Genomic DNA, 18,959 nt, shown 5'->3' with positions numbered 1-18,959 from the left:
ACCAACCCTGGACATGGACACCCCAGCCAACCGGCTGAACATGCTGCTGCAACCAGCAGCCTAACCCCCAGCGTTGCACCCACCACTTGACTTCACCGCGCTCATACGAGCCGTAACTGGCCTCTCGTTGAAAAGACAGGATCAGGCGCGGCGGGGAATCCGGATAAACGGCGCCAGGACCAGTCCGGCCGTGGCCAGCACCGCACCAATGATGAAGGCGGTGTGCGCACCGGAGAAGAGTGAATCCGCGAGCGGCGATCCGTCTGCCAGCCGGCGTGCGGCAAGCATGGACAGGGCCGTCACGAAGATGGTGGTGCCGATCGCGCCGCCCAGCTGCTGCCCGGTGTTGAAGATCGCCGAACCGTGGCCGTACAGCCGCGGATCGACCGTGGCGAGGGCGGCGGAGAGCAGTCCGGTCATCAGCATGGCCAGCCCGATGCTGAACACGACGTGGGAGGCGGTGAAGAACCACAGCCCGGTTTCGGGCGTGACGCTGACGTACATCCACTGCCCCAGGGCCAGCAGGGCTGCACCGGGAATCAGGACGGGGCGGGGGCCAAAGCGGTCAAACACCCGGCCGAATACGGGGCCGACCGCGGCCTGCACCAGTCCGCCGGGCAGCAGCATCATGCCGATGGTCAGGGTGTCCAGGCCCCTGCCGGTCTGGAGCAGAATCGGCACGATCACCACGGTTCCCAGCAGGGTTCCCATGGCGATCATGATCATCACGACGCTAAGGGTGAAGTTCCGGTTCCGGAACGGAGCGAGGTTGAGCAGTTCGCGTCCGGTCCGGGCCAGGCGGATCTGGCGCCGGACGAACAGCACCAGTGCACCGGCACCGATGACCAGGCTGGCAGCGGCCAGGATGAGGTTGTCCGCTGCGTGTTCCAGGCTGGAGATCGCATAGACCAGGAACCCGAAGGCGAGGGCGGAGAGGATCACCGAGGCGACGTCCACCGGCAGTTTGCGGGAGGCACCCGGAATGCGGATGAAGATGATGCCGAGCAGCAGGATCAGCACGGCGATGGGCGTCATCAGCACGAAAATGTAGTGCCAGCTGAAGGCGTTGACGATTGCGCCGGACACCGTGGGACCGACGGCCGGGCCCACTGAGATGACGATCGAGTTCAGGCCCATGATGGCACCGCGCTTGTGCAGCGGCACCAGGGTCAGCGTGGTGGTCATCAGCAGCGGCAGCACAATGGCGGTGCCCACTGCCTGGATGATGCGGGCAAGCAGCAGGACGGCGAAGCTGGGGGCGAACACTGCCAGCACGGTGCCGGCCAGGAAGCTGGCCAGCGCAAAGACGAACAGGCTCCGGGTGCTGAAGCGCTGAAGCAGGAACCCGGTGGTAGGGATAACCACGGAGACGGTCAGCAGGAATCCGGTGGTGAGCCATTGTCCGGCTGCCGCTGAAACGTCCAGGTCCGCCATGATCGAGGGCAGCGCCACGGTCAGGACGGTTTCGTTCAGGATCATCAGGAACGCGGCCAGGGCCGTTGCTCCGATGATTCCTGTGAGCTGTTTGGTGGAAAGCGCCGGACGTTGCTCGGCGATGGCTGCGGGTGCCGCTTCGTGCTCGGCTGCAGGGCTTTCGGAAGTCAAGGATTCCTCGGTTTCTGTGGAACGTGAACCGGAAAATACTGTCACAGACTGACAGATTTTTCTAAACGAACTGGCATACTGTGACAGAAGATATGCAATGGCGTGCCCGACGAAAGCTGGAACACCGTGGGAAAACGAGACGACCACAAGGCCGCGACGAGACGGCAGATCCAGCAGGCAACCCTGGACCTGCTGGAGACTGCGGGGGTGGAGGCCACCACGGTGGCCAGCATCGCAGAGCGTGCCGGGATCTCGGAGCGGACGTTCTTCCGCTACTACGACTCCAAGGAGTCCGCAGCCGTTCCGGGGCAGGGGGAACTCCTGGACGCTCTGCTCAGCCGTGAACTCGCCCCCTCCATGTCTCCGGCAGAAATTTTCCAGGAGCTGGCCGGTGCCTGCAGGGAACAGTTTGCCCACGAAGTGGAACAGGTTGGATTCGGGCGGATATCGCGGCTCCTGCTGCGCGAACCCCGGCTGCTCCAGGCAGTCTCCCGCCAGGAAATGCATCTGGTGAACACAGTGAGCGACGCGGTCGAGGAACGCGCACGGCTGAGCCGGATGCAGGCACAGCTCGTGGCGGAGCTGATTGCCTGCACCTGGCGGGTTGCCTGGCAGTGCTTTGCCCGGGAAGAGAGCGCCGGACGCACCTCGAATCCCGCAGAGCTGTTCGAGCAGGCAGTCCAGAACCTGGCTGAGATCAGTGCTCCGGCAGCATTCGGCAGGTAGGTCCGTGCCGGCCCTCCCCTAAGCCGTTGCCTCCCTAAGCCGCTGCCTCCCGGACGCCGGTTTCCGCGGCCAGGCGGGAACGCGGAAGGTGGAAGTCAGCAGCCGAAGGCCCGCAAGGTGGTGTTACGCTTCGCAGCCGTCCGGGCAGCGCAGGGTCGAGGGATCCGCGGAGCACTCGGAGCAGTACAGCGTCAGTTTGCGGCAGGACGGGTTCGAGCAGTTCTCGAACTTGCTGGTAGGCGCATGGCACCGCACGCACTCACCGATAGTGACGGCGTCGTCAGTGAATTCCATGTGCATGCGCTTGTCGAACACGTAGAGCGAACCCTCCCAGAGACCCTCGTCCCCAAAGGTCTCTCCGTAGCGGACGATGCCTCCCTGCATCTGGTAGACCTCCTGGAACCCTCGGTTCACCATCAGGGCCGAAAGGACTTCGCAGCGCACGCCTCCGGTGCAGTAGGTGACCACAGGCTTGTCCTTCAGGTCGTCGTACTTGCCGGACTCGAGTTCCTTGATGAAGTCGTGGGTGGTGGAGACATCAGGCACTACTGCGCCCTTGAACTTGCCGATCTGGGCCTCGAAGGCGTTGCGGCCGTCGAAGAAGACAACGTCCTCGCCGGCGGCTTTCTTTGCCTCAACCAGCTCGTGCAGCTCTTCGGGGCGCAGGTGTGTCCCGCCGCCCACAACCCCGTTCTCGTCCACCTTCAGTTCCCCCGGCGCTCCGAAGCTCACGATCTCGGGGCGGACCTTCACGCTCAGGCGCGGGAAGTCCTCGGCGGAGCCTTCGGAGTACTTGATGTCCATTTTCTTGAACGCGGGGTACTCGCGGGTGGCCTTAACGTAGGCCTTCACGGCGTTGAGTTCGCCGCCGACTGTTCCGTTGATGCCGTCCTTGGAGATCAGGATGCGGCCGCGGAGGCCGAGCTTTTCACACAGGGTGCGCTGCCAGAGACGGACCGCTTCGGGATCCGGGAGCGGGGTGAAGGCGTAATAGAGAGCAATTCGATTCATGGCCACGTATTAAGGGTAGACCGGCGGGCGAAATCCGGTTTTACCGGACCGCCCTCCCGCCGGAGGGAACCGCGGGCTAGGGTTTCTGCATGAACGGACTAACCGACGATCTCCTTGAGACCTGGGTGACGGGGTGGGCCAGGGCCCGCGGGTACCAGACACGCCACGAGGGTCGGTTTCCGGCCGCTTTCCTGCATGACAAAACCAATGACTGGGAGTACTTCGCCCTGGAGCCCTCCCACGATGAGTTCGCTGCACTGGCCACGTCGGCACGGCAGGGAGCGGGGCGGCTGTTCACGATTGTCACGTCCAAGGTGTCCGAACTCTACGGGGCTGCGAACGTCTACGGGCTGTCGGTCCGTTCTACCGACGAAGTTTTCATGATCCTGTCCATGGAGGGCCAGGATGTCGAAGATCCGCTGCCGCCGGACGGCTACAGCGCAGAAACCATCCGCACCGGCACCGGCGGCCGGGTGGAAGTAAAGTCCGGGGAGTCGACGGCGGCACAGGGACACGTAGCGGTGGTGGACGGTTTCGCTGTCTATGACCAGATTGCCACCGATCCCGGTTTCCGCAGGCAGGGGCTCGGCAGCTATGTGATGCGGGCCCTGACCGCTGTCGCCCTGGAACACGACGCCGAAACGGGACTCCTGATCTCTCCCGCGACGGGCCTGGAGCTGTACCGGTACCTGGGCTGGGAGTCCCTGGCAAGCGTCATGATGTTTGAGCCGCGTCTCTAGATTTCGCCCGCCGCGGACCGGGACCGTTCCGCGTGCCTGCTTCCCGGGTACCGGTGGGAGAATGGCCGCGTGGCCATTTCTGATTCCCTCATCCCGCTGCTCGGCGGCGGAAGCGACCCGGAGCAGCTGGTCCACATCCACGAGATTCCCGCCCGGGAGGCACAGACTGCTCCCTGGCCCGACTGGGTCCACCCGGATTTAATTGCGGCCTACGGTTCATTGGGGGTGCATTCCCCCTGGCAGCACCAGGCCGAGGCTGCGGACTGTGCACACTCCGGACGGCACACCATCATCTCCACGGGAACCGCGTCCGGTAAGTCGCTGGCCTACCAGCTGCCGATGCTGGACGAGATCCACCGGACGGCGCTCGATGACCGAATTTCCCTGGAGCCCACCGGCTCCGTGGCCCTGTACCTCTCCCCCACCAAGGCGCTGGCCGCCGACCAGCTGACGGCCCTGAACGCGCTTCACCTTCCGACACTGCGGGCCGAAACGTACGACGGCGACACGGACCCGGGTGCGCGCCGCTGGATCCGGGACCACGCCAACCTGGTGCTGGCGAATCCTGACATGCTGCACTTCGGGGTGCTTCCCAATCATGCGTGGTGGGCACGGTTCTTCCGCCGGCTGAAGTACGTCATCATTGATGAGGCCCACAGCTACCGCGGGGTTTTCGGCTCCAACGTAGCCAACCTGATGCGCCGGCTGCGGCGGATCTGCGCGTACTACGGTGCGGATCCGGTGTTCATTGGGGCCTCTGCCACTTCTGCGGATCCTGCGCAGTCCTTCGGCCGGCTGATCGGCAGCGAGGTGCAGGCCTTCACCCGCGACTATTCCCCGCACGGAGCTACGACGGTTGCCCTGTGGGAACCGCAGCTCACCGACGGCAAGGGCGAGAACGGTGCCCGCGAGCGCCGCACGGTCATCGCTGAAACCTCGGACCTGCTGGCCAACCTCGTCTCCGCCCAGATCCGGACCATTGCCTTCATCAAGTCCCGCCGGGGCGCTGAGACCATTGCCGCCATCACCCGGCGGCTGCTGGACGAAGTGCATCCCTCCCTGCCGGACCGGGTGGCCGCCTACCGTTCCGGGTACCTGCCGGAGGAACGCAGAGCCCTGGAGAACCAGCTGCGCAGCGGGCAGCTGCTCGGCATCGCCAGCACCTCGGCGCTTGAACTGGGCATCGACATTTCCGGACTGGACGCCGTCCTGGTGGCCGGCTGGCCGGGTACCCGTGCTTCCCTGTTCCAGCAGATCGGCCGGGCCGGACGCTCCGGGCAGGACGCCCTCGCAACCTTTGTGGCCAGCGACGATCCGCTGGACACCTACCTGGTCCATCACCCGGAAGCCATCTTCGACATTTCTGTCGAGGCCACCGTCTTCGATCCCTCCAATCCGTATGTGCTGGGTCCGCACCTCTGTGCGGCAGCGGCTGAGCTGCCGCTGAAGCCGGAGGAACGTGACATGTTCGGCCCCACGGCTGCGGGCCTGCTGGATTCGCTGGTGACCCAGGGATACCTCCGGCGCCGCCCGGCCGGCTGGTTCTGGACCCACGCGGAGAGCGCGGCGTCGATGGTGAACCTGCGGGCCGCCGGCGGTGGACCAATCAACATTGTGGAGGCCGAGACGGGCACCTTGCTGGGGACCATGGACGGTGCGCAGAGCCAGTACCAGGCCCACACCGGGGCGGTGTACGTGCATCAGGGGCAGACCTTCCTGGTTGAGGAGCTGAACGAGGCAGACCACTGTGCCGTGGTGACCCGGGCAAACCCCGAGTTCTACACCCAGGCCCGGGACATCACCCAGATTGAGGTGATGGAAACCGAACGTTCCGTGCAGTGGGGCGAGGTCCAGGTGTGCTTCGGCACGGTCAAGGTCACCACCCAGGTGGTTTCCTTCCAGCGCAAGGCCCTGGTCTCCAACGAGATCCTCGGCGAGGAGCCGCTGGAACTCGAGGCCAAGGAACTCTTCACCAAAGCCGTGTGGTTCATCATTGACGAGAAACTGCTGCTCGGTGCCGGCCTGGCTGCCGCTGACTTCCCGGGTTCGCTGCACGCTGCCGAGCACGCCTCGATCGGGATGCTCCCATTGGTTGCCACCTCCGACCGCTGGGACATCGGCGGGGTCTCCACCGCCCTGCACGCGGACACGGGCAAGCCGACCATCTTTGTGTACGACGGACACCCCGGCGGCGCCGGCTTCGCCGAACGCGCCTACGAGGCAGCCACCATCTGGCTGGCCGCTACCCGGGACGCCATCCGTGCCTGCGAGTGCGACGGCGGCTGCCCCTCCTGTGTGCAGTCCCCCAAGTGCGGCAACAAGAACAACCCCCTGGACAAGAAGGGCGCGGTGACGCTGATCGAGGTGCTGCTCGCGAACGCTCCCGATGCGGGAATCCCGTCAGCGCAGGCCCCGGCCCAAGGCACGGGCACGGTAACCAGCCGCCGTTAGCCCTGCATCGGGTTCCAGTGCCGTCCCCCGGGGTCAGGGAAGCGGCCCTGCCACGGCTTCCGGACTGCGGTCCGGCACGGGTCAGCCCGGTTCCCGCAGTGCGCCCGGAGGCGGTCCGGCCCGGGCTTCCGCGGAAGCCTGCCAGGGAAGGAGCGGGACCGGTGCCCGGACGGTGACTGTCAATGTTCCCGCCTGCGTCTCCGGGGAGCAGTGTGCCACCTCCGCTTGGTTCCTCGCTGCGACGGCGGCCGCCACAGTGCACGGGTCTCCGCTGCGCAGGCCGCGCAGAGCATCTGCGCCTGCCAGCGCAGCCAGGTTGGCTGCCGTCCCTGCCCTGGCCCCTGCCACCACGGCAGCTGAAAGCAGCGCCGCAGCCACGGCCAGCGTGATGGCTCCCAGGACAAGGCCGAGCATAAGGACAGTTCCGGCTCCCGTCTCGGTTCCCGCCCTTGGAGTCGGGATGAACCGGCTCATCACTTTTCCTCCCGGGGAGCCGAAGCTTCAGCGACGAGCGTGACGGGAAGGAGGTCCAGCAGCGGGGCCCGGAGCGCGGATTCCACACGGACGTGCACCCAGTCCCCGCTCTCGGATACCTCCATCCCTGCGCCGTCGCCGGCCAGGCGCGCGACGGCGCCGGCGGCTTCACTGGTATCCCCGCGCATCACAAGCCGGGCCGCTGCGCCTGCAGCTTCCTCCAGCCGCAGCTGGGTAAGTCCAGCCGCAGCTCCGGTCAGCAGGGCGGCCAGGAGGATTGCCGCAGCAGGCATCGCGACCGCCAGTTCCGCAGTGACAGCTCCCTGCTCGGCGTGCGGAGAGTGGACCGGCTTCACCCGAAGCTGAGAGCGGAACGGATCAGCGACATAAGCAGCTCCCGGACATCGCCGCTGCTCAGGACCGCCACGAGCAGCGCTGCGAAGGCTACGGCGGCCAAGGTCGCTATGGCGTACTCCGCCGTGGCCATTCCGGCCTCACGGTCCTGCGCCGTCATGCCGTGCCGTTTCCTGTCCGGGAACGGATAGACCTTGGCCAGGGGAACGGCTTCGGCCGGCGCACCGGGGACTCCCGCGGATCGGGTCACTGCGGTGCTGGAGACCGCGGCACTTCTGCCGCCGGACGGGCGGTCAGCGCCGCCGGCCCCCGTTGGCGCAGCCACGCGGCGGGGTTCGGGAACGGCTGTTGGTTCGGACTGAATGGATGACATGTCTGGCTCCTCAGGTTGTGTCGGTAAACGCCGCGGACCCGGGGGCCCTGGGCATGAACCGAGTCTGGCGCGGGCGGACCAGCAGGAGAGCTCCCGCGCTGGACTTCTGGAAAACCGCTTCCCTTCACCGCGCTTGTGGAGGAGCCCCGGCCGGTGACTGGTTCCTCCCCCCGCACACAAATGAGGGCACAGGCAACAGACGGGTGGGTCGGGACGGGATGGCCGCACGACGGGGCAGCCTAGATTTCGGGCAACAGCGCCAGCAGCAGCGGGACCACGGTGAAACACAGAAATGCCGGAAGCGCACAGAGGCCCAGCGGCAGGACCAGATGGATCCCGAGGGCCGCAGCCCGCTGTTCCCCGTCCCGGGACCTGCGCCGCCGGATCTGTGCTGCCTGGGCGTGAAGCACTGCAGCTGACGGTGCACCGCTGGATGCTGCGAAGGCCAGCGCATCGCGCAGGACCGCCGCTGCCTTCGCTGCGCCTGCAGCCTGGGTTCCTGCCCTCTCCGCCAGGTCCCAGGCCTGGTCCCACGGGGAACCCAGCTCCAGTGCGGTAACGACCCGCCGAAGGATGAGGTCCAGCGGCGGCACCGCCGAGTCTGCCAGCACCAGCAGCACAGTATTGGGTGGACGCCCTGCGCTGAGCATGGCTGCGGCGAGGTCAAGCATCAGGGCCGGGTCACGGATCCCGTGGTGTCCCTGCCCCGGCGGCCCGGCGGGACCCGGGCCGCTCGGCGTCCGGCGTGTCCCGGATACCAACCGCGCGGGAGAAGTGCCTAGCCACCGCAGAACCGCCGCCGCGGCCAGCAGCAACCCCACACTCAACGCGGTCACGGGAGTTGCCGGTGCTTCATCCGGTTCCCTCGCCTTCCGGTACCGCACGGGAGATAAGCCGCCTGGACCAGAGCCGTGCGGTCAGGCCGAGAGCAGCACCTGTTCCTGCCGCGGCCCACCCCACAGGGCTCTGAGCCAGCACGGCGAGGGGGTTGGTTCCCAGCAGAAACCCAAGTCCGATCCCTGCCAGCGGCAGCCAGGTCAGCAGCCGGACGGTGGCCTTGGGCCCGGAGAGCGCCGAAGTCCGGGCGGCGCGGGAATCGAGGATGGATTCCAGCCCCTGTGCGTAACGGCTCAGGATCCCGGCCAGCGGAGCACCGCTTCGTTCTGCGGTCTGCACGCATGCCGCCAGATCGTTCCAGAGCATGGCGTGCAGGCCCGAGGATGCCTGTGCGGCTTCCCGGAGCACGGGCGCTGCGCTGATTCCCAGGGCAGCTGCCCGGGCGGCGCGGTCAAGCGTGGATGAGACAGGACTCCGGACGGGTGCGCCCGGGGTGTCCCGGTATAGCCGGGATGCATCCGCCCACAGCTGGGCGGGCGTGCGGCCCGCTTCCAGAAGACCAGCGAGCTGGTGGACGAGGAGCGGGAGCCGGTGGAGCTCCTCCTCGCTGGCCTTGCTGTTCCGTCCTGCCTTCCCGGGCCCCACTCCCGGCACAGCAACCCGGCGGCGTCGGGATGGGTTTTGACGGCTGCTGACGGAGAGCGGCAGGCCCGGTCTTCGCCCGCCGGCCAGAAGCAGGAATGCTGCGGCCAGCAGGACGCCTGTCCACAGGCCCGTCATCCGTGCGCCGATGTCCCGGGCTGTCCCTGGGAGCGGGACACCGCGCTCACCTTGACTGCCTTAGTGCCAGACGAGCCTGCAGCAGGTCCCAACCCGGGCCCGGAGATGAGCTTTGCGCACGGCAGTCCAGTGCGGTGCAGGTGACGAGTTCACCGTCCACTGGCGAGTCCAGCACGGCGATTTCGGCTACGCGGCGTCCGCCTGCATCCCGTTCAAGATGAATTACGGCGTCCAGCGCGCCTGCTGCCTGGAGTGCGAGTGCCCGTGCGTTCAGCCCGGCGAGCGCTCCGAGCGCTGCCAGGCGGGCGGGCACCGTGGAGGCGGCGCTGGCGTGGATAGTTCCCCCGGCACCGTCGTGCCCCGTATTCATAGCCGCGAGCAGTTCCCGCACTTCAGCGCCGCGGCATTCACCCACTACCAGGCGGTCGGGGCGCATGCGCATGGCCTGCCGAAGCAGGTCTGCCAAGTCCACGGAGCCGGCACGTTCGATGTTGGTGTGCCGGGCCTGCAGCCCTATGACATGGGGGTGCTGAGGCACCAGTTCGGCGGCATCCTCGATCAGCACCAGCCGCTCGTCAGGATTGCAGAGGGACAGCAGGCTGGAGAGCAGCGTGGTTTTCCCCGTTCCCGTGGCACCGCTGATCAGGAAATTCAGCTTGGAGGCAACGATGAACCGCAGAGTATCCGCGCACTGCGCATCCATCATGCGGGCAGCCTGCAATTCCTCCAGACTGAAGCTGTCCGCTGCCCTGACCCGGATCGACAGCAGTGTGGATCCCGTGGAAACCGGCGGAAGGACGGCGTGCACCCGGTATCCACGGAGCTGGACATCCGCGCAGGGACAGGAATCATCGAGGCGCCGTCCACCGGCTGCGATTAACCGGACTGCGAGTGCCTGCAGGTCGGCCTCGGCTGGGAAGGAGACATCGGTTCGGGCAAGTCCCGCTCCAGTGTCCACCCACACCTCGTGCGGTCCGTTGACCAGGATGTCCGTGAGTCCCGGTATTCGAAGTAGTGCCTGAAGCGGGCCGAGGCCCTGCAGGTCGGCCTGAACCCGGTCAACGGCACGCAGCCCGCCGCCGGAACCCAGCAGGCGGCCGCTCGCGTGCACCGCTGCGGCCAGCCTCGCGCCTGTTACCGGAACGTCCCCTGCCAGGACTTCCTCACGGATCTGGTTGACCAGTCCTGCCGCGTAGGCATCCGGAATGCCGGTTCGCTGCACCGGCCGGTGCGCCCGGCGGCCCGCCCCATTCACGGTTCCCGCCCCGCTGCCGGCCCGGCAGCCGCCAGGATCCGGCCCACTGCACGGCGGAGCCGCCTGCGGCGGGCGTCCAGCAGCCGTCCTCCATCGGAGGCGGACGCCACCGCCCGGGTCCAGGGCAGATAACCCGCCAGGTCCATACCCAGCAGCGACGCAACCCGGACTTCGTCCATGCCTTCCGGGAGCGGCCCCCGGACAACGGCGGAAGTGGGCGGGGCGCCGGGTCCGTGCCCGTTCCACCAGGACTTGGCAGCCAGGAGGCAGGGCGTCCTGCCTCCCACGACGGCCAGAAGCACGTCACACTGTTCCAGGACCCGGGAGTGGTGCGGCGGACAGGTGCCAAGATCCAGGACCGTCAGCCCGAAGGCCGCGCGGGCGGCCTGCAGGACCGCAGGCTGCACTTCCTCCTCAACTCCTTCCGGTGCAGGTTCACCGGAAGCATGGCCAAGCACGGCGAACCCACCCGCTTCCGGCAGCGCGGCAGCAAGCTGGATCGGGTTAACCGTGCCTTCAACGCCCGCCAGGTCCTGCCAGCGGAGGCCGCTGGCCTCCACTGCACCCAGCCGGTATTCAAGACCGCCTCCGCTGCTGCCCGATTCTGCGAGCAGGACTTGTTGTCCGGAGTCAGCCGCTTCCCTGGCCAGCAGGCATGCCAGCGTGGACCCTCCAGCTCCGCCGAAGGTTCCTGCCACGCCGAGTATTCGTCCCGTGGGACTGTTGCGCCGGGCGAGATGCTCAGCAAGCCAGGGACCCGCCTGGGGAAGGACGGCAACGCCCTCGACACCGTAGCGGGCGGACTGCTGCCAGGGTTCTTCAGCCTCGAAACCGACACAGATCGTCTCTGTCCCCCGAAAGGCGCCCAGAGTCCGGCCGCCGCGTTCGAGCGCGTGGGCGTCCACCAGCAGGACGTCCGGTGAGTGCGCGAGTGCTCCGGCGATGGTGTCCGCTGTTCTCAGCTCAATGCCGGCGGCAACGGCGATCCGGGCGATTTCGTCCTGCAGGTGCTGGCTGTGGGGAAGCACCAGGACGGCATGCGGGCCGTCTGTATGCCCCGGGGACTGCTGTTCCGGCCGACGCCTGGCCGGCGGGGTCCAGGGAAGAGTTTCCGTCATGGGCTCCAGCATCCGCGGCGAGGCAGCGGATCCCCTGAAGAAGGCGTCCTGTTGGGGACAACGTCCCATAAGAAGCACCTCCTTCTACCCGGTGGAGGAGAAGTCGCAGCTGCAGGGTGCATGGCGCCGTCCACGGGTGTTCCCCGGACAGGGAAGAATGAAGGCATGTACGTAGTCCTCGCTCCCGCACCGGGGAGCACCGGTGCCTGGGTCCTCCAGCCGGCCGACGCCGCGGGGGCACCCACCGCACCGGCCGCCGTCGTACCCGGAGCTGAGCTGCCGCGCGCTGTGGCGCAGGCGGAGCAGCAGCCGGTCCGCTGGGTCTGGGACCGGAGCCGGGAGACCTACGGCAGGTTGCTGGCAGCAGGGATCAGCGTGGAACGCAGCCACGACCTCACACTGTGCCGGGAAATCCTGCGCAACTCAGAATTCGCCGCGGAAACTCCCTACATCAAGGAACTGCGGGCCCGGCGCCCGGAGGACGAACCGGATCTGGCACCCCGGCAGCTGCTCCCGCTGCCGCCGGCACCGGACCAGGGTTCCCTGTTCGAAGGGCTCGACGGCGCCGAATCCATGGACCCCCGCGCCCGGCAGCACACGCGCACGGCCGAGGAGCTCATCGAAGAACTCCAGGACCAGCTCACCGCCGTCGCCGGAAGCCCGGAACGGCGCCGCCTCACCCTGCTGCTCGCCGCAGAATCAGCCGGCGGCCTGGTCGCTGCCGAGATGGAACACGGCGGCATTCCCTGGCGCCGGGACCTGCACGAAGCCATGCTGGAGGAACAGCTGGGCCCGCGTCCGTCGGAAGGACAGCGCCCGGCCAAGCTGGAAGCGGCAGCCGCTGAGCTGCGGGCCAAACTCGGCAACCCTTCCTTCAACCCCGACTCCCCGCAGGAACTGCTGCGTGCCCTGCACCGCGCCGGCATCGAAGTCCGCACCACCCGCACCTGGGAACTGGAGCAGCAGGACCACCCGGCAATCGAACCGCTGCTGCGCTACAAGAAACTGGCCCGGCTGCTCTCCGCCAGCGGCTGGAACTGGCTCGACGACTGGGTGCAGAATGGCCGGTTCCGGACCGAGTACGTGGTGGGCGGAGTGGTGTCAGGCCGCTGGTCCTCCCGCGGCGGTGGTGCCCTGCAGATTCCGAAGTACGTCCGCGACGCCGTGCGGCCGGCTCCCGGTTACAAGCTTCTGGTGGCCGATGCCGCCCAGCTAGAACCGCGTGTCCTTGCCGCCCTGGGCCAGGACTCGGTGCTCGCCGCAGCAGCCCGCGGCAAGGACCTGTACCAGGGCATCGCGGACCAGGGTTTCAACGGCGACCGGTCCCTGGCCAAAGTCGCGATGCTCGGCGCAATGTACGGCGCGACCAGCGGCGAAGCCGGCCGGTTGATGCCCGTGCTGACCCGGAACTATCCCCGGGCAATCGCCGTCGTGGAACGCGCGGCACGCACCGGCGAGGCCGGCGGGACAGTTTCCAGCCAGCTGGGCCGCAGCACTCCCCCGGCCTCCGAACGCTGGCTTGCCGCGCAGCGCACAGCGTCGGCGGAGGAACAGCGCCGGGCCGATAACCTGGCCCGCTCCCGCGGACGTTTCACGCGAAACTTCGTGGTGCAGGGCACTGCGGCCGAATGGGCGACGTGCTGGCTGGCAGGGATACGACGGCGGCTGCGGGCGGCCTCGGGCACCTCACCGGCGGGGCGCCTCGTCTTCTTCCTGCATGACGAAGTAATGCTTGAGGTTCCTGCCGCACGCGTCGCCGAGGCCGAGGCAATCGTCACCGAGGCCGCAGCCGAGGCAACGGAGCTGCTCTTCGGCAGGATCCCGCTGGAATTCCCCGTGGTGTGTACCGCCGTCGACTCCTACGCCGAAGCGAAGTAACTAAACCGGCGGCACCATTTCCCGGGTCTCGTCCCAGGGCAGCGTCCAGCCCAGCTGGTTGAAGACCTCGTCCAGGAGCAGGGCGGTGAATCCCCAGACCACCACGCCGTTGACGAGGAACGCCGGACCGCGGTGTTCCTCGCCGCCGCGGCGCAGCACCGTGGTGCGGCGGTTGGCCGGGTTCAGCAGATCCGCAACAGGCACGCGGAACACCGAAGCCGATTCAGCCTCATCCACGACGTCCACGGGAGTGGGCTTGTCCCACCAGCCCAGCACCGGGGTCACCAGGAAGTTGCTCACCGGCAGCCCCACCTTCGGCAGGGCGCCCAGCACCCGAACGCCGCTGGGGTCCAGGCCGGTTTCTTCGTTCGCCTCACGCAGCGCCGCAGCGGCCACATCCGCGTCGGAGGCGTCCACGCCGCCGCCGGGGAAGGCCACCTGGCCCGGATGGTCGTTCAGGGTGGAGGCACGCTCCACGAACAGGACATCAAGGTCGTCCGGAACGGCCTCGGAATGGAACCTCGCGGGGGTCTCATCCAGGACACCGAAGAGGATGAGCACTGCGGCCTCGCGCGCCACGGCGGGGTCGACGGCCCGGGTCAGGAAACGCAGGTCCCGTCCATAGCTGCCGCCGCCGCTGCTGGCCAGGCTGCCGAACGCTTCCAGCTGGGCCTGCGCACTCATGCTTCCAGACCGTATCCGGCGGCCCGCAGCTGGGCCCTTGTCTCCGACGCCATCATGCGGGCAAGCAGGTCCTCGCGCCCGGGAGCCAGCTCGTACTTGAGCAGCTTCCGGGCCTTGTCCGGGTCCGTTTCACCTTCACCGTAGGAGGGACAGAGCTGCGCAACGGCGCACGCCCCGCAGGCGGGCTTCTTGGCATGGCATACCCTGCGGCCGTGGAAGACCACCCGGTTGGACAGCGGCGTCCAGTCCCTGGGCTCAAAGAGCTGCGCCACGTCCTCTTCGACCTTCACCGGGTCCTTCGACTCGGTCCAGCCGAACCGGCGCGACAGGCGCAGAAAGTGGGTGTCCACGGTGATGCCCGGAACCCCGAATGCGTTGCCGAGCACCACGTTGGCGGTTTTGCGGCCGACGCCGGCCAGCTTCACCAGGTCCTCGAGCCTGTTGGGCACCTCGCCGTCGTAATCGTCGACGATCTGGGTGGCCAGCTTCTTGATCGCAGCGGACTTTGCACGGAAGAAACCGGTAGGCCGGATCAGTTCCTGCAGCTCGGACTCATCTGCCTCAGCGAGGGCGCGGGCATCCGGATAACGGGCAAAAAGCACGGGGGTGACGGCGTTGACGCGCACGTCGGTGGTCTGCGCGGAGAGCACCGTGGCGATGAGCAGCTCAAAGGCGTTGGTGAAATCCAGTTCCGCAACCGCGTAGGGGTACAGCTCCCCGAGCAGTCGGTTGATCTTCCGTGCACGGCGTTTCAGTGCCAGCGGTGAGGCATCGTTGCCGGTTGGCATGTGTGTCCTTCGCAGTCAACGAAGCCCCGGCGCTTTCGGAACAGTCCGGGCGCCGGGGCATCGGTGGTGGGTCTAGTGGCCGGAGCTGTCGTCGCTGACGCGCTCGATGTTGGTCAGGTCCCGCAGCACGCCGATCCGTCCGGTGCGCTTGTCCTGGACCAGGAACTCGTGGCCTCGGTCTTCCAGGCCGAGTTCCCAGTCGCCCGGGTAGAACATGAACAGCGGCAGCCCGGTGCGTTCGTCGACGATCTGACGGGGCGTGCCGACGGCGAACCAGAAGGCTTCCACGACGTTCTCGTTTTCTTCACGGGTCGCCGAGATGGATTCCTGGGCCTGCGTGTGCGACGCCGGTGAGTCGCCCTGGACTGTCGGGTTCACTGTCGTGGCGGGCAGCGGATCCTCCCCGGCAGGGACTGCCTGGTTGCTGCCGGCGCCGGCCGGTTCTGCTTTGCCGGATGCTTCCGTTCCGGAAGCTCCCGCACCCGACGCCCCTGCGCCGGATGCTCCTGCGCCGGATGCTCCAGCGCCGGCGGCAGCTGCACTACCAGCGGCTGCCGCGCCAGTCGCGCCCTGGCCGGTACCGGTCTGCGCTGGTCCGGTCTGCGCTGGTCCGGCCTGTGCCGATCCCTGCGCAGGTTCAGGCTGGGGAGCGCCCTGGGCACCCGTCTGTGCGCCTGCGGCGTCAGGCCGCGCTGCCGAACCGTAGCCCGCCCCTGTCGAGGCTGTACCAGCCTGCTGGGAAACAGCCTGGCCCTGCTGGGAAGCACCGGGAACAGGTTCGGCCGGCTTCCCCGCTCCGAACATACCGGGGCGCTTGCCGCCGTCGGGCTCACCCGCTGCCTTCGGCGCGGGCGCAGGCTTGGGCACGCGGACAAGCGGCTTGGCGTCCCGGGCAACGGCGTGTGCCGGGATTTCCGGGCGGTCGCTGAACTCAGCGGCGAAGGGCGGAATATGCGGTGCAAAAGTTGTTGCGGCCAGCAGCGCAGCCGCGCCTATCAGGCCCAGCAGGGAGCCGACGCTGAAGACGTAGACAATCTGCAGGAAAAAGAAGATGGCAGCCAGCACCGCAATTACGGAGGCGAACTGGTCAAGGGAGAGCGATCCCACGCGCAGGCGGGTGGACGGGGCGAGACGGCGGGCAGTGAAAAGCCCGGCGACTACGAGCGGCATGATGATGCCGATTCCAACGTAGAAGAGGCTGAAAGCCGTCCACAGGTTCCGGCCGCTGCCAATGGCGAAGGGCAGGACGCTGCCCACCAGCATCACCAGGACGGCAGACCCCACAACAATGTCGCGAAGCCCGAACGGACCCGCAACCGCACGAACCCCTGATCCCGGTTCAGCGCCGGGCTGCGGGCCTGGGGCATCCGCGGCAGGGCGTTCCTCGTGTTCAACGTGGGGCTGGTTCATTCTGGTCTCCGTTCCGACAGCAGCCAACCGGAAGGCGGGTGCGCCGACCGTGCAGGGCACCGCCGCAGCGGCGCCACAAGCGGTTTGCTTTCAGTGACAGCCTAGTCAACGCCAGCAGGACAGACTACCGGTTCCCCCTGGCTGCGTGGCCCCGGGGTTACCGTTTATCGCATAATCAACCCGTTTCACGGAGGCAGTTGTGACCGGTGCCACAGCATGGGCGCTGCCGCGTTAGGGTAAGGACAACATCACCAACAGCCCCGCCGGCCGGGCAGACGCCCGGGCCTGGCGCCGGGTCGAAGCCAACGGAAAGGGTCCGAGATGTCTGAACAGCCTCCGGTCAAGCAGCACGGTGACGCACTGGAGAACCTTTACCACGAGCGCCGCAGCTTTCCGCCAAGCGCGGAATTTGCCGCCTCGGCCGTGGTGCAGCCCGGACTCTACGACGAGGCCGCTTCTTCCGGCCCGGAATTCTGGGCCAGGCAGGCACGGGAACTGCTGAGCTGGGACGAGGACTTTACCCAGACCCTGGACTGGACCGACGCGCCGTTCGCCAAATGGTTCGTGGGCGGCAAGCTGAACGCTTCATACAACGCCCTCGACAGGCACGTCGAGGAGGGCCGCGGGGACCGCGTCGCCATCTACTTTGAGGGCGAGCCCGGGGACACCCGCACCTACACCTACGCCAAGCTCACGGAGGAAGTGAAGAAGGCAGCCAATGCCTTCGAATCCCTCGGCGTCACCAAGGGCGACCGCGTAGCCGTCTACCTGCCCATGATTCCCGAAGCCGTAATCACCATGCTGGCCTGCGCGCGCATCGGCGCCGTTCATTCAGTCGTTTTTGGCGGCTTCTCCGCCGACGCCCTGCGCAGCCGAATCGACGACGCCGAAGCCAAGCTGGTCGTCACCGCGGACGGCTCCTACCGGCGCGGAAAGCCCAGCCTGCTCAAGCCGGCCGTCGACGAGTCCCTGGCGAAGGAGGGGCACACCGTTACCAGCGTCGTCGTCGTCAAGCGCAACGGCGAGCCGGTCGAGTGGACCGAAGGCCGCGATATCTGGTGGGACGACGTCGTTGGTTCCGCGAGCGCCGAACATACCCCGGTGCCGCATGACTCCGAACACCCGCTGTTTATCCTCTACACCTCCGGCACTACCGGAAAGCCCAAGGGCATCCTGCACACCACCGGCGGTTACCTGGCGCAGACCGCATTCACGCACCGGGCCACCTTCGACCTGAACCCGGAGAGCGACGTGTACTGGTGCACCGCCGACGTCGGCTGGGTCACCGGCCACAGCTACGTCGCCTACGCGCCGCTGGTCAACGGCGCCACGCAGCTGATGTACGAGGGCACCCCGGACACCCCGCACCAGGGCCGCTGGTGGGAGCTCGTGGAGAAGTACAAGGTCTCCATCCTCTACACCGCGCCGACCGCGATCCGCACCTGCATGAAGTGGGGACGGGACATCCCGGGCAAGTTCAACCTGGACTCCATCCGGGTGCTGGGCACGGTAGGCGAGCCCATCAACCCCGAGGCCTGGATGTGGTACCGGCAGGTCATCGGCGCCAACGGCGGCAAGAAGGAAGTCCCGGCGCCGATCGTGGACACCTGGTGGCAGACCGAGACCGGCGCCCACATGATTGCGCCCATGCCCGGCGTCACTGCCACCAAGCCCGGTTCGGCGCAGGTTCCGGTTCCCGGCATCTCCGTGGACGTCGTGGACGAGATGGGCGAACCGGTCCCGAACGGCTCCGGCGGTTTCCTGGTGGTCAAGGAACCCTGGCCCGCAATGCTGCGCGGCATCTGGGGAGATCCGGAGCGTTTCAAGGACACCTACTGGTCCCGGTTCGACAACATGTACTTCGCCGGCGACGGCGCCAAGAAGGACGAGGACGGGGACATCTGGCTGCTGGGCCGCGTGGATGACGTGATGAACGTTTCCGGGCACCGGCTCTCCACCACTGAAATCGAATCGGCGCTGGTGAGCCATCCTTCGGTGGCTGAGGCTGCCGTCGTCGGCGCCACCGATGACACCACGGGCGAGGCAGTGGTTGCGTTCGTGATCCTGCGCGGCAGCGCCAAGGACGACGACGACATCGTCACCACCCTGCGCAACCACGTGGGCAAGGAGATCGGCCCGATTGCGAAGCCCAGGCACATCCTGGTGGTCCCGGAGCTGCCCAAGACGCGTTCCGGCAAGATCATGCGCCGCCTGCTCAAGGATGTTGCAGAAGGCCGCGAGCCGGGCGATTCAAGCACCCTGGCGGACAACACCGTGATGTCCCAGATCGCGGAGTCCCTGCGCAAGTAGGTTCCGCGCACCGAGATAGCAGAAACTGCCCGTATCAAGCGGCGGATTCTGGGGGTGGTTGCAACACCTTGGGTTGTTAGGTGCTTAGAAGTAGATCACGTAAACGCTCGGCTGGGCTGTCCCAGTCGAGCGTTTTACGTGGGCGTCCGTTGAGCTTCTGGGCCA

The 18,959-nt window shown here is 67.3% G+C and carries 17 protein-coding genes; 5 read left to right on the top strand and 12 right to left on the bottom strand.

Annotated elements, in window-relative coordinates:
• Window positions 1–141 precede the first annotated feature (141 nt).
• Complete coding sequence (locus NGB94_RS16585; RefSeq protein ID WP_325791818.1) at window positions 142–1,605, bottom strand: MDR family MFS transporter; 1,464 nt, start codon at window positions 1,603–1,605, stop codon at window positions 142–144.
• Window positions 1,606–1,707: 102 nt separating this feature from the next.
• On the opposite strand from NGB94_RS16585, the gene NGB94_RS16580 reads away from it, so the two are divergent.
• Window positions 1,708–2,331, top strand: coding sequence for a TetR/AcrR family transcriptional regulator (locus tag NGB94_RS16580; protein ID WP_325791817.1), 624 nt, complete (start codon window positions 1,708–1,710; stop codon window positions 2,329–2,331).
• A 123-nt stretch (window positions 2,332–2,454) separates the two neighbouring features.
• Here NGB94_RS16580 and NGB94_RS16575 read toward each other — a convergent pair whose 3' ends face one another.
• A complete protein-coding gene (locus NGB94_RS16575) occupies window positions 2,455–3,348 on the bottom strand; it encodes a rhodanese-related sulfurtransferase (protein ID WP_325791816.1) in 894 nt (297 codons plus the stop codon).
• Window positions 3,349–3,431: 83 nt separating this feature from the next.
• On the opposite strand from NGB94_RS16575, the gene NGB94_RS16570 reads away from it, so the two are divergent.
• Together NGB94_RS16570 and NGB94_RS16565 are read left to right on the top strand one after the other, a co-directional pair.
• Entirely contained in the window at window positions 3,432–4,082 is a 651-nt protein-coding gene (locus NGB94_RS16570; RefSeq protein ID WP_325791815.1) for a GNAT family N-acetyltransferase, read from the top strand.
• A 69-nt stretch (window positions 4,083–4,151) separates the two neighbouring features.
• Complete coding sequence (locus NGB94_RS16565; RefSeq protein ID WP_325791814.1) at window positions 4,152–6,533, top strand: DEAD/DEAH box helicase; 2,382 nt, start codon at window positions 4,152–4,154, stop codon at window positions 6,531–6,533.
• 81 nt (window positions 6,534–6,614) lie between these two features.
• On the opposite strand, the gene NGB94_RS16560 is transcribed toward NGB94_RS16565, so the two are convergent.
• The 7 genes from NGB94_RS16560 to ssd all read right to left on the bottom strand — a co-directional run bounded on the left by NGB94_RS16560 (window position 6,615) and on the right by ssd (window position 11,724).
• Window positions 6,615–7,007, bottom strand: a complete 393-nt coding sequence (locus tag NGB94_RS16560) for an Rv3654c family TadE-like protein (RefSeq protein WP_325791813.1) — start codon at window positions 7,005–7,007, stop codon at window positions 6,615–6,617.
• Entirely contained in the window at window positions 7,007–7,363 is a 357-nt protein-coding gene (locus NGB94_RS16555; RefSeq protein WP_325791812.1) for a TadE family type IV pilus minor pilin, read from the bottom strand. The genes NGB94_RS16560 and NGB94_RS16555 overlap by 1 nt, the downstream gene beginning before the upstream one ends.
• Entirely contained in the window at window positions 7,360–7,734 is a 375-nt protein-coding gene (locus tag NGB94_RS16550; RefSeq protein ID WP_325791811.1) for a DUF4244 domain-containing protein, read from the bottom strand. The genes NGB94_RS16555 and NGB94_RS16550 overlap by 4 nt, the downstream gene beginning before the upstream one ends.
• Before the next feature lie 239 nt (window positions 7,735–7,973).
• Window positions 7,974–8,405: a type II secretion system F family protein gene (locus NGB94_RS16545; protein ID WP_325791810.1), complete on the bottom strand. Its 432-nt coding sequence runs from the start codon at window positions 8,403–8,405 to the stop codon at window positions 7,974–7,976.
• Between the two features lie 181 nt (window positions 8,406–8,586).
• The gene (locus tag NGB94_RS16540) at window positions 8,587–9,216 is read right to left on the bottom strand and encodes a type II secretion system F family protein (protein WP_325791809.1); all 630 of its coding nucleotides are present in this window, start codon (window positions 9,214–9,216) and stop codon (window positions 8,587–8,589) included.
• A gap of 181 nt (window positions 9,217–9,397) precedes the next feature.
• Complete coding sequence (locus tag NGB94_RS16535; protein WP_325791808.1) at window positions 9,398–10,573, bottom strand: TadA family conjugal transfer-associated ATPase; 1,176 nt, start codon at window positions 10,571–10,573, stop codon at window positions 9,398–9,400.
• Window positions 10,574–10,602: 29 nt separating this feature from the next.
• Window positions 10,603–11,724: a septum site-determining protein Ssd gene (ssd, locus tag NGB94_RS16530; protein ID WP_325791807.1), complete on the bottom strand. Its 1,122-nt coding sequence runs from the start codon at window positions 11,722–11,724 to the stop codon at window positions 10,603–10,605.
• 165 nt (window positions 11,725–11,889) lie between these two features.
• Between ssd and NGB94_RS16525 the strand changes: the two genes are divergently transcribed.
• Complete coding sequence (locus tag NGB94_RS16525; RefSeq protein ID WP_325791806.1) at window positions 11,890–13,602, top strand: bifunctional 3'-5' exonuclease/DNA polymerase; 1,713 nt, start codon at window positions 11,890–11,892, stop codon at window positions 13,600–13,602.
• On the opposite strand, the gene NGB94_RS16520 is transcribed toward NGB94_RS16525, so the two are convergent.
• The 3 genes from NGB94_RS16520 to NGB94_RS16510 form a co-directional block, all read right to left on the bottom strand.
• Entirely contained in the window at window positions 13,603–14,286 is a 684-nt protein-coding gene (locus NGB94_RS16520) for a CoA pyrophosphatase (protein WP_325791805.1), read from the bottom strand.
• A complete protein-coding gene (gene nth, locus NGB94_RS16515) occupies window positions 14,283–15,074 on the bottom strand; it encodes an endonuclease III (protein WP_325791804.1) in 792 nt (263 codons plus the stop codon). Before nth ends, NGB94_RS16520 begins: the two co-directional genes overlap by 4 nt.
• Window positions 15,075–15,146: 72 nt before the next feature.
• Window positions 15,147–16,484: a hypothetical protein gene (locus tag NGB94_RS16510; protein WP_325791803.1), complete on the bottom strand. Its 1,338-nt coding sequence runs from the start codon at window positions 16,482–16,484 to the stop codon at window positions 15,147–15,149.
• A 321-nt stretch (window positions 16,485–16,805) separates the two neighbouring features.
• Between NGB94_RS16510 and acs the strand changes: the two genes are divergently transcribed.
• Window positions 16,806–18,794: an acetate--CoA ligase gene (acs, locus tag NGB94_RS16505; protein WP_325791802.1), complete on the top strand. Its 1,989-nt coding sequence runs from the start codon at window positions 16,806–16,808 to the stop codon at window positions 18,792–18,794.
• The last annotated feature ends 165 nt before the right edge of the window (window positions 18,795–18,959 follow it).

This window comes from Arthrobacter koreensis, from assembly GCF_035792275.1.
In the GTDB taxonomy this organism is placed as follows: Bacteria; Actinomycetota; Actinomycetes; order Actinomycetales; family Micrococcaceae; genus Arthrobacter_B; species Arthrobacter_B koreensis_A.
This window is presented reverse-complemented; position numbering and strand designations above follow the sequence as displayed.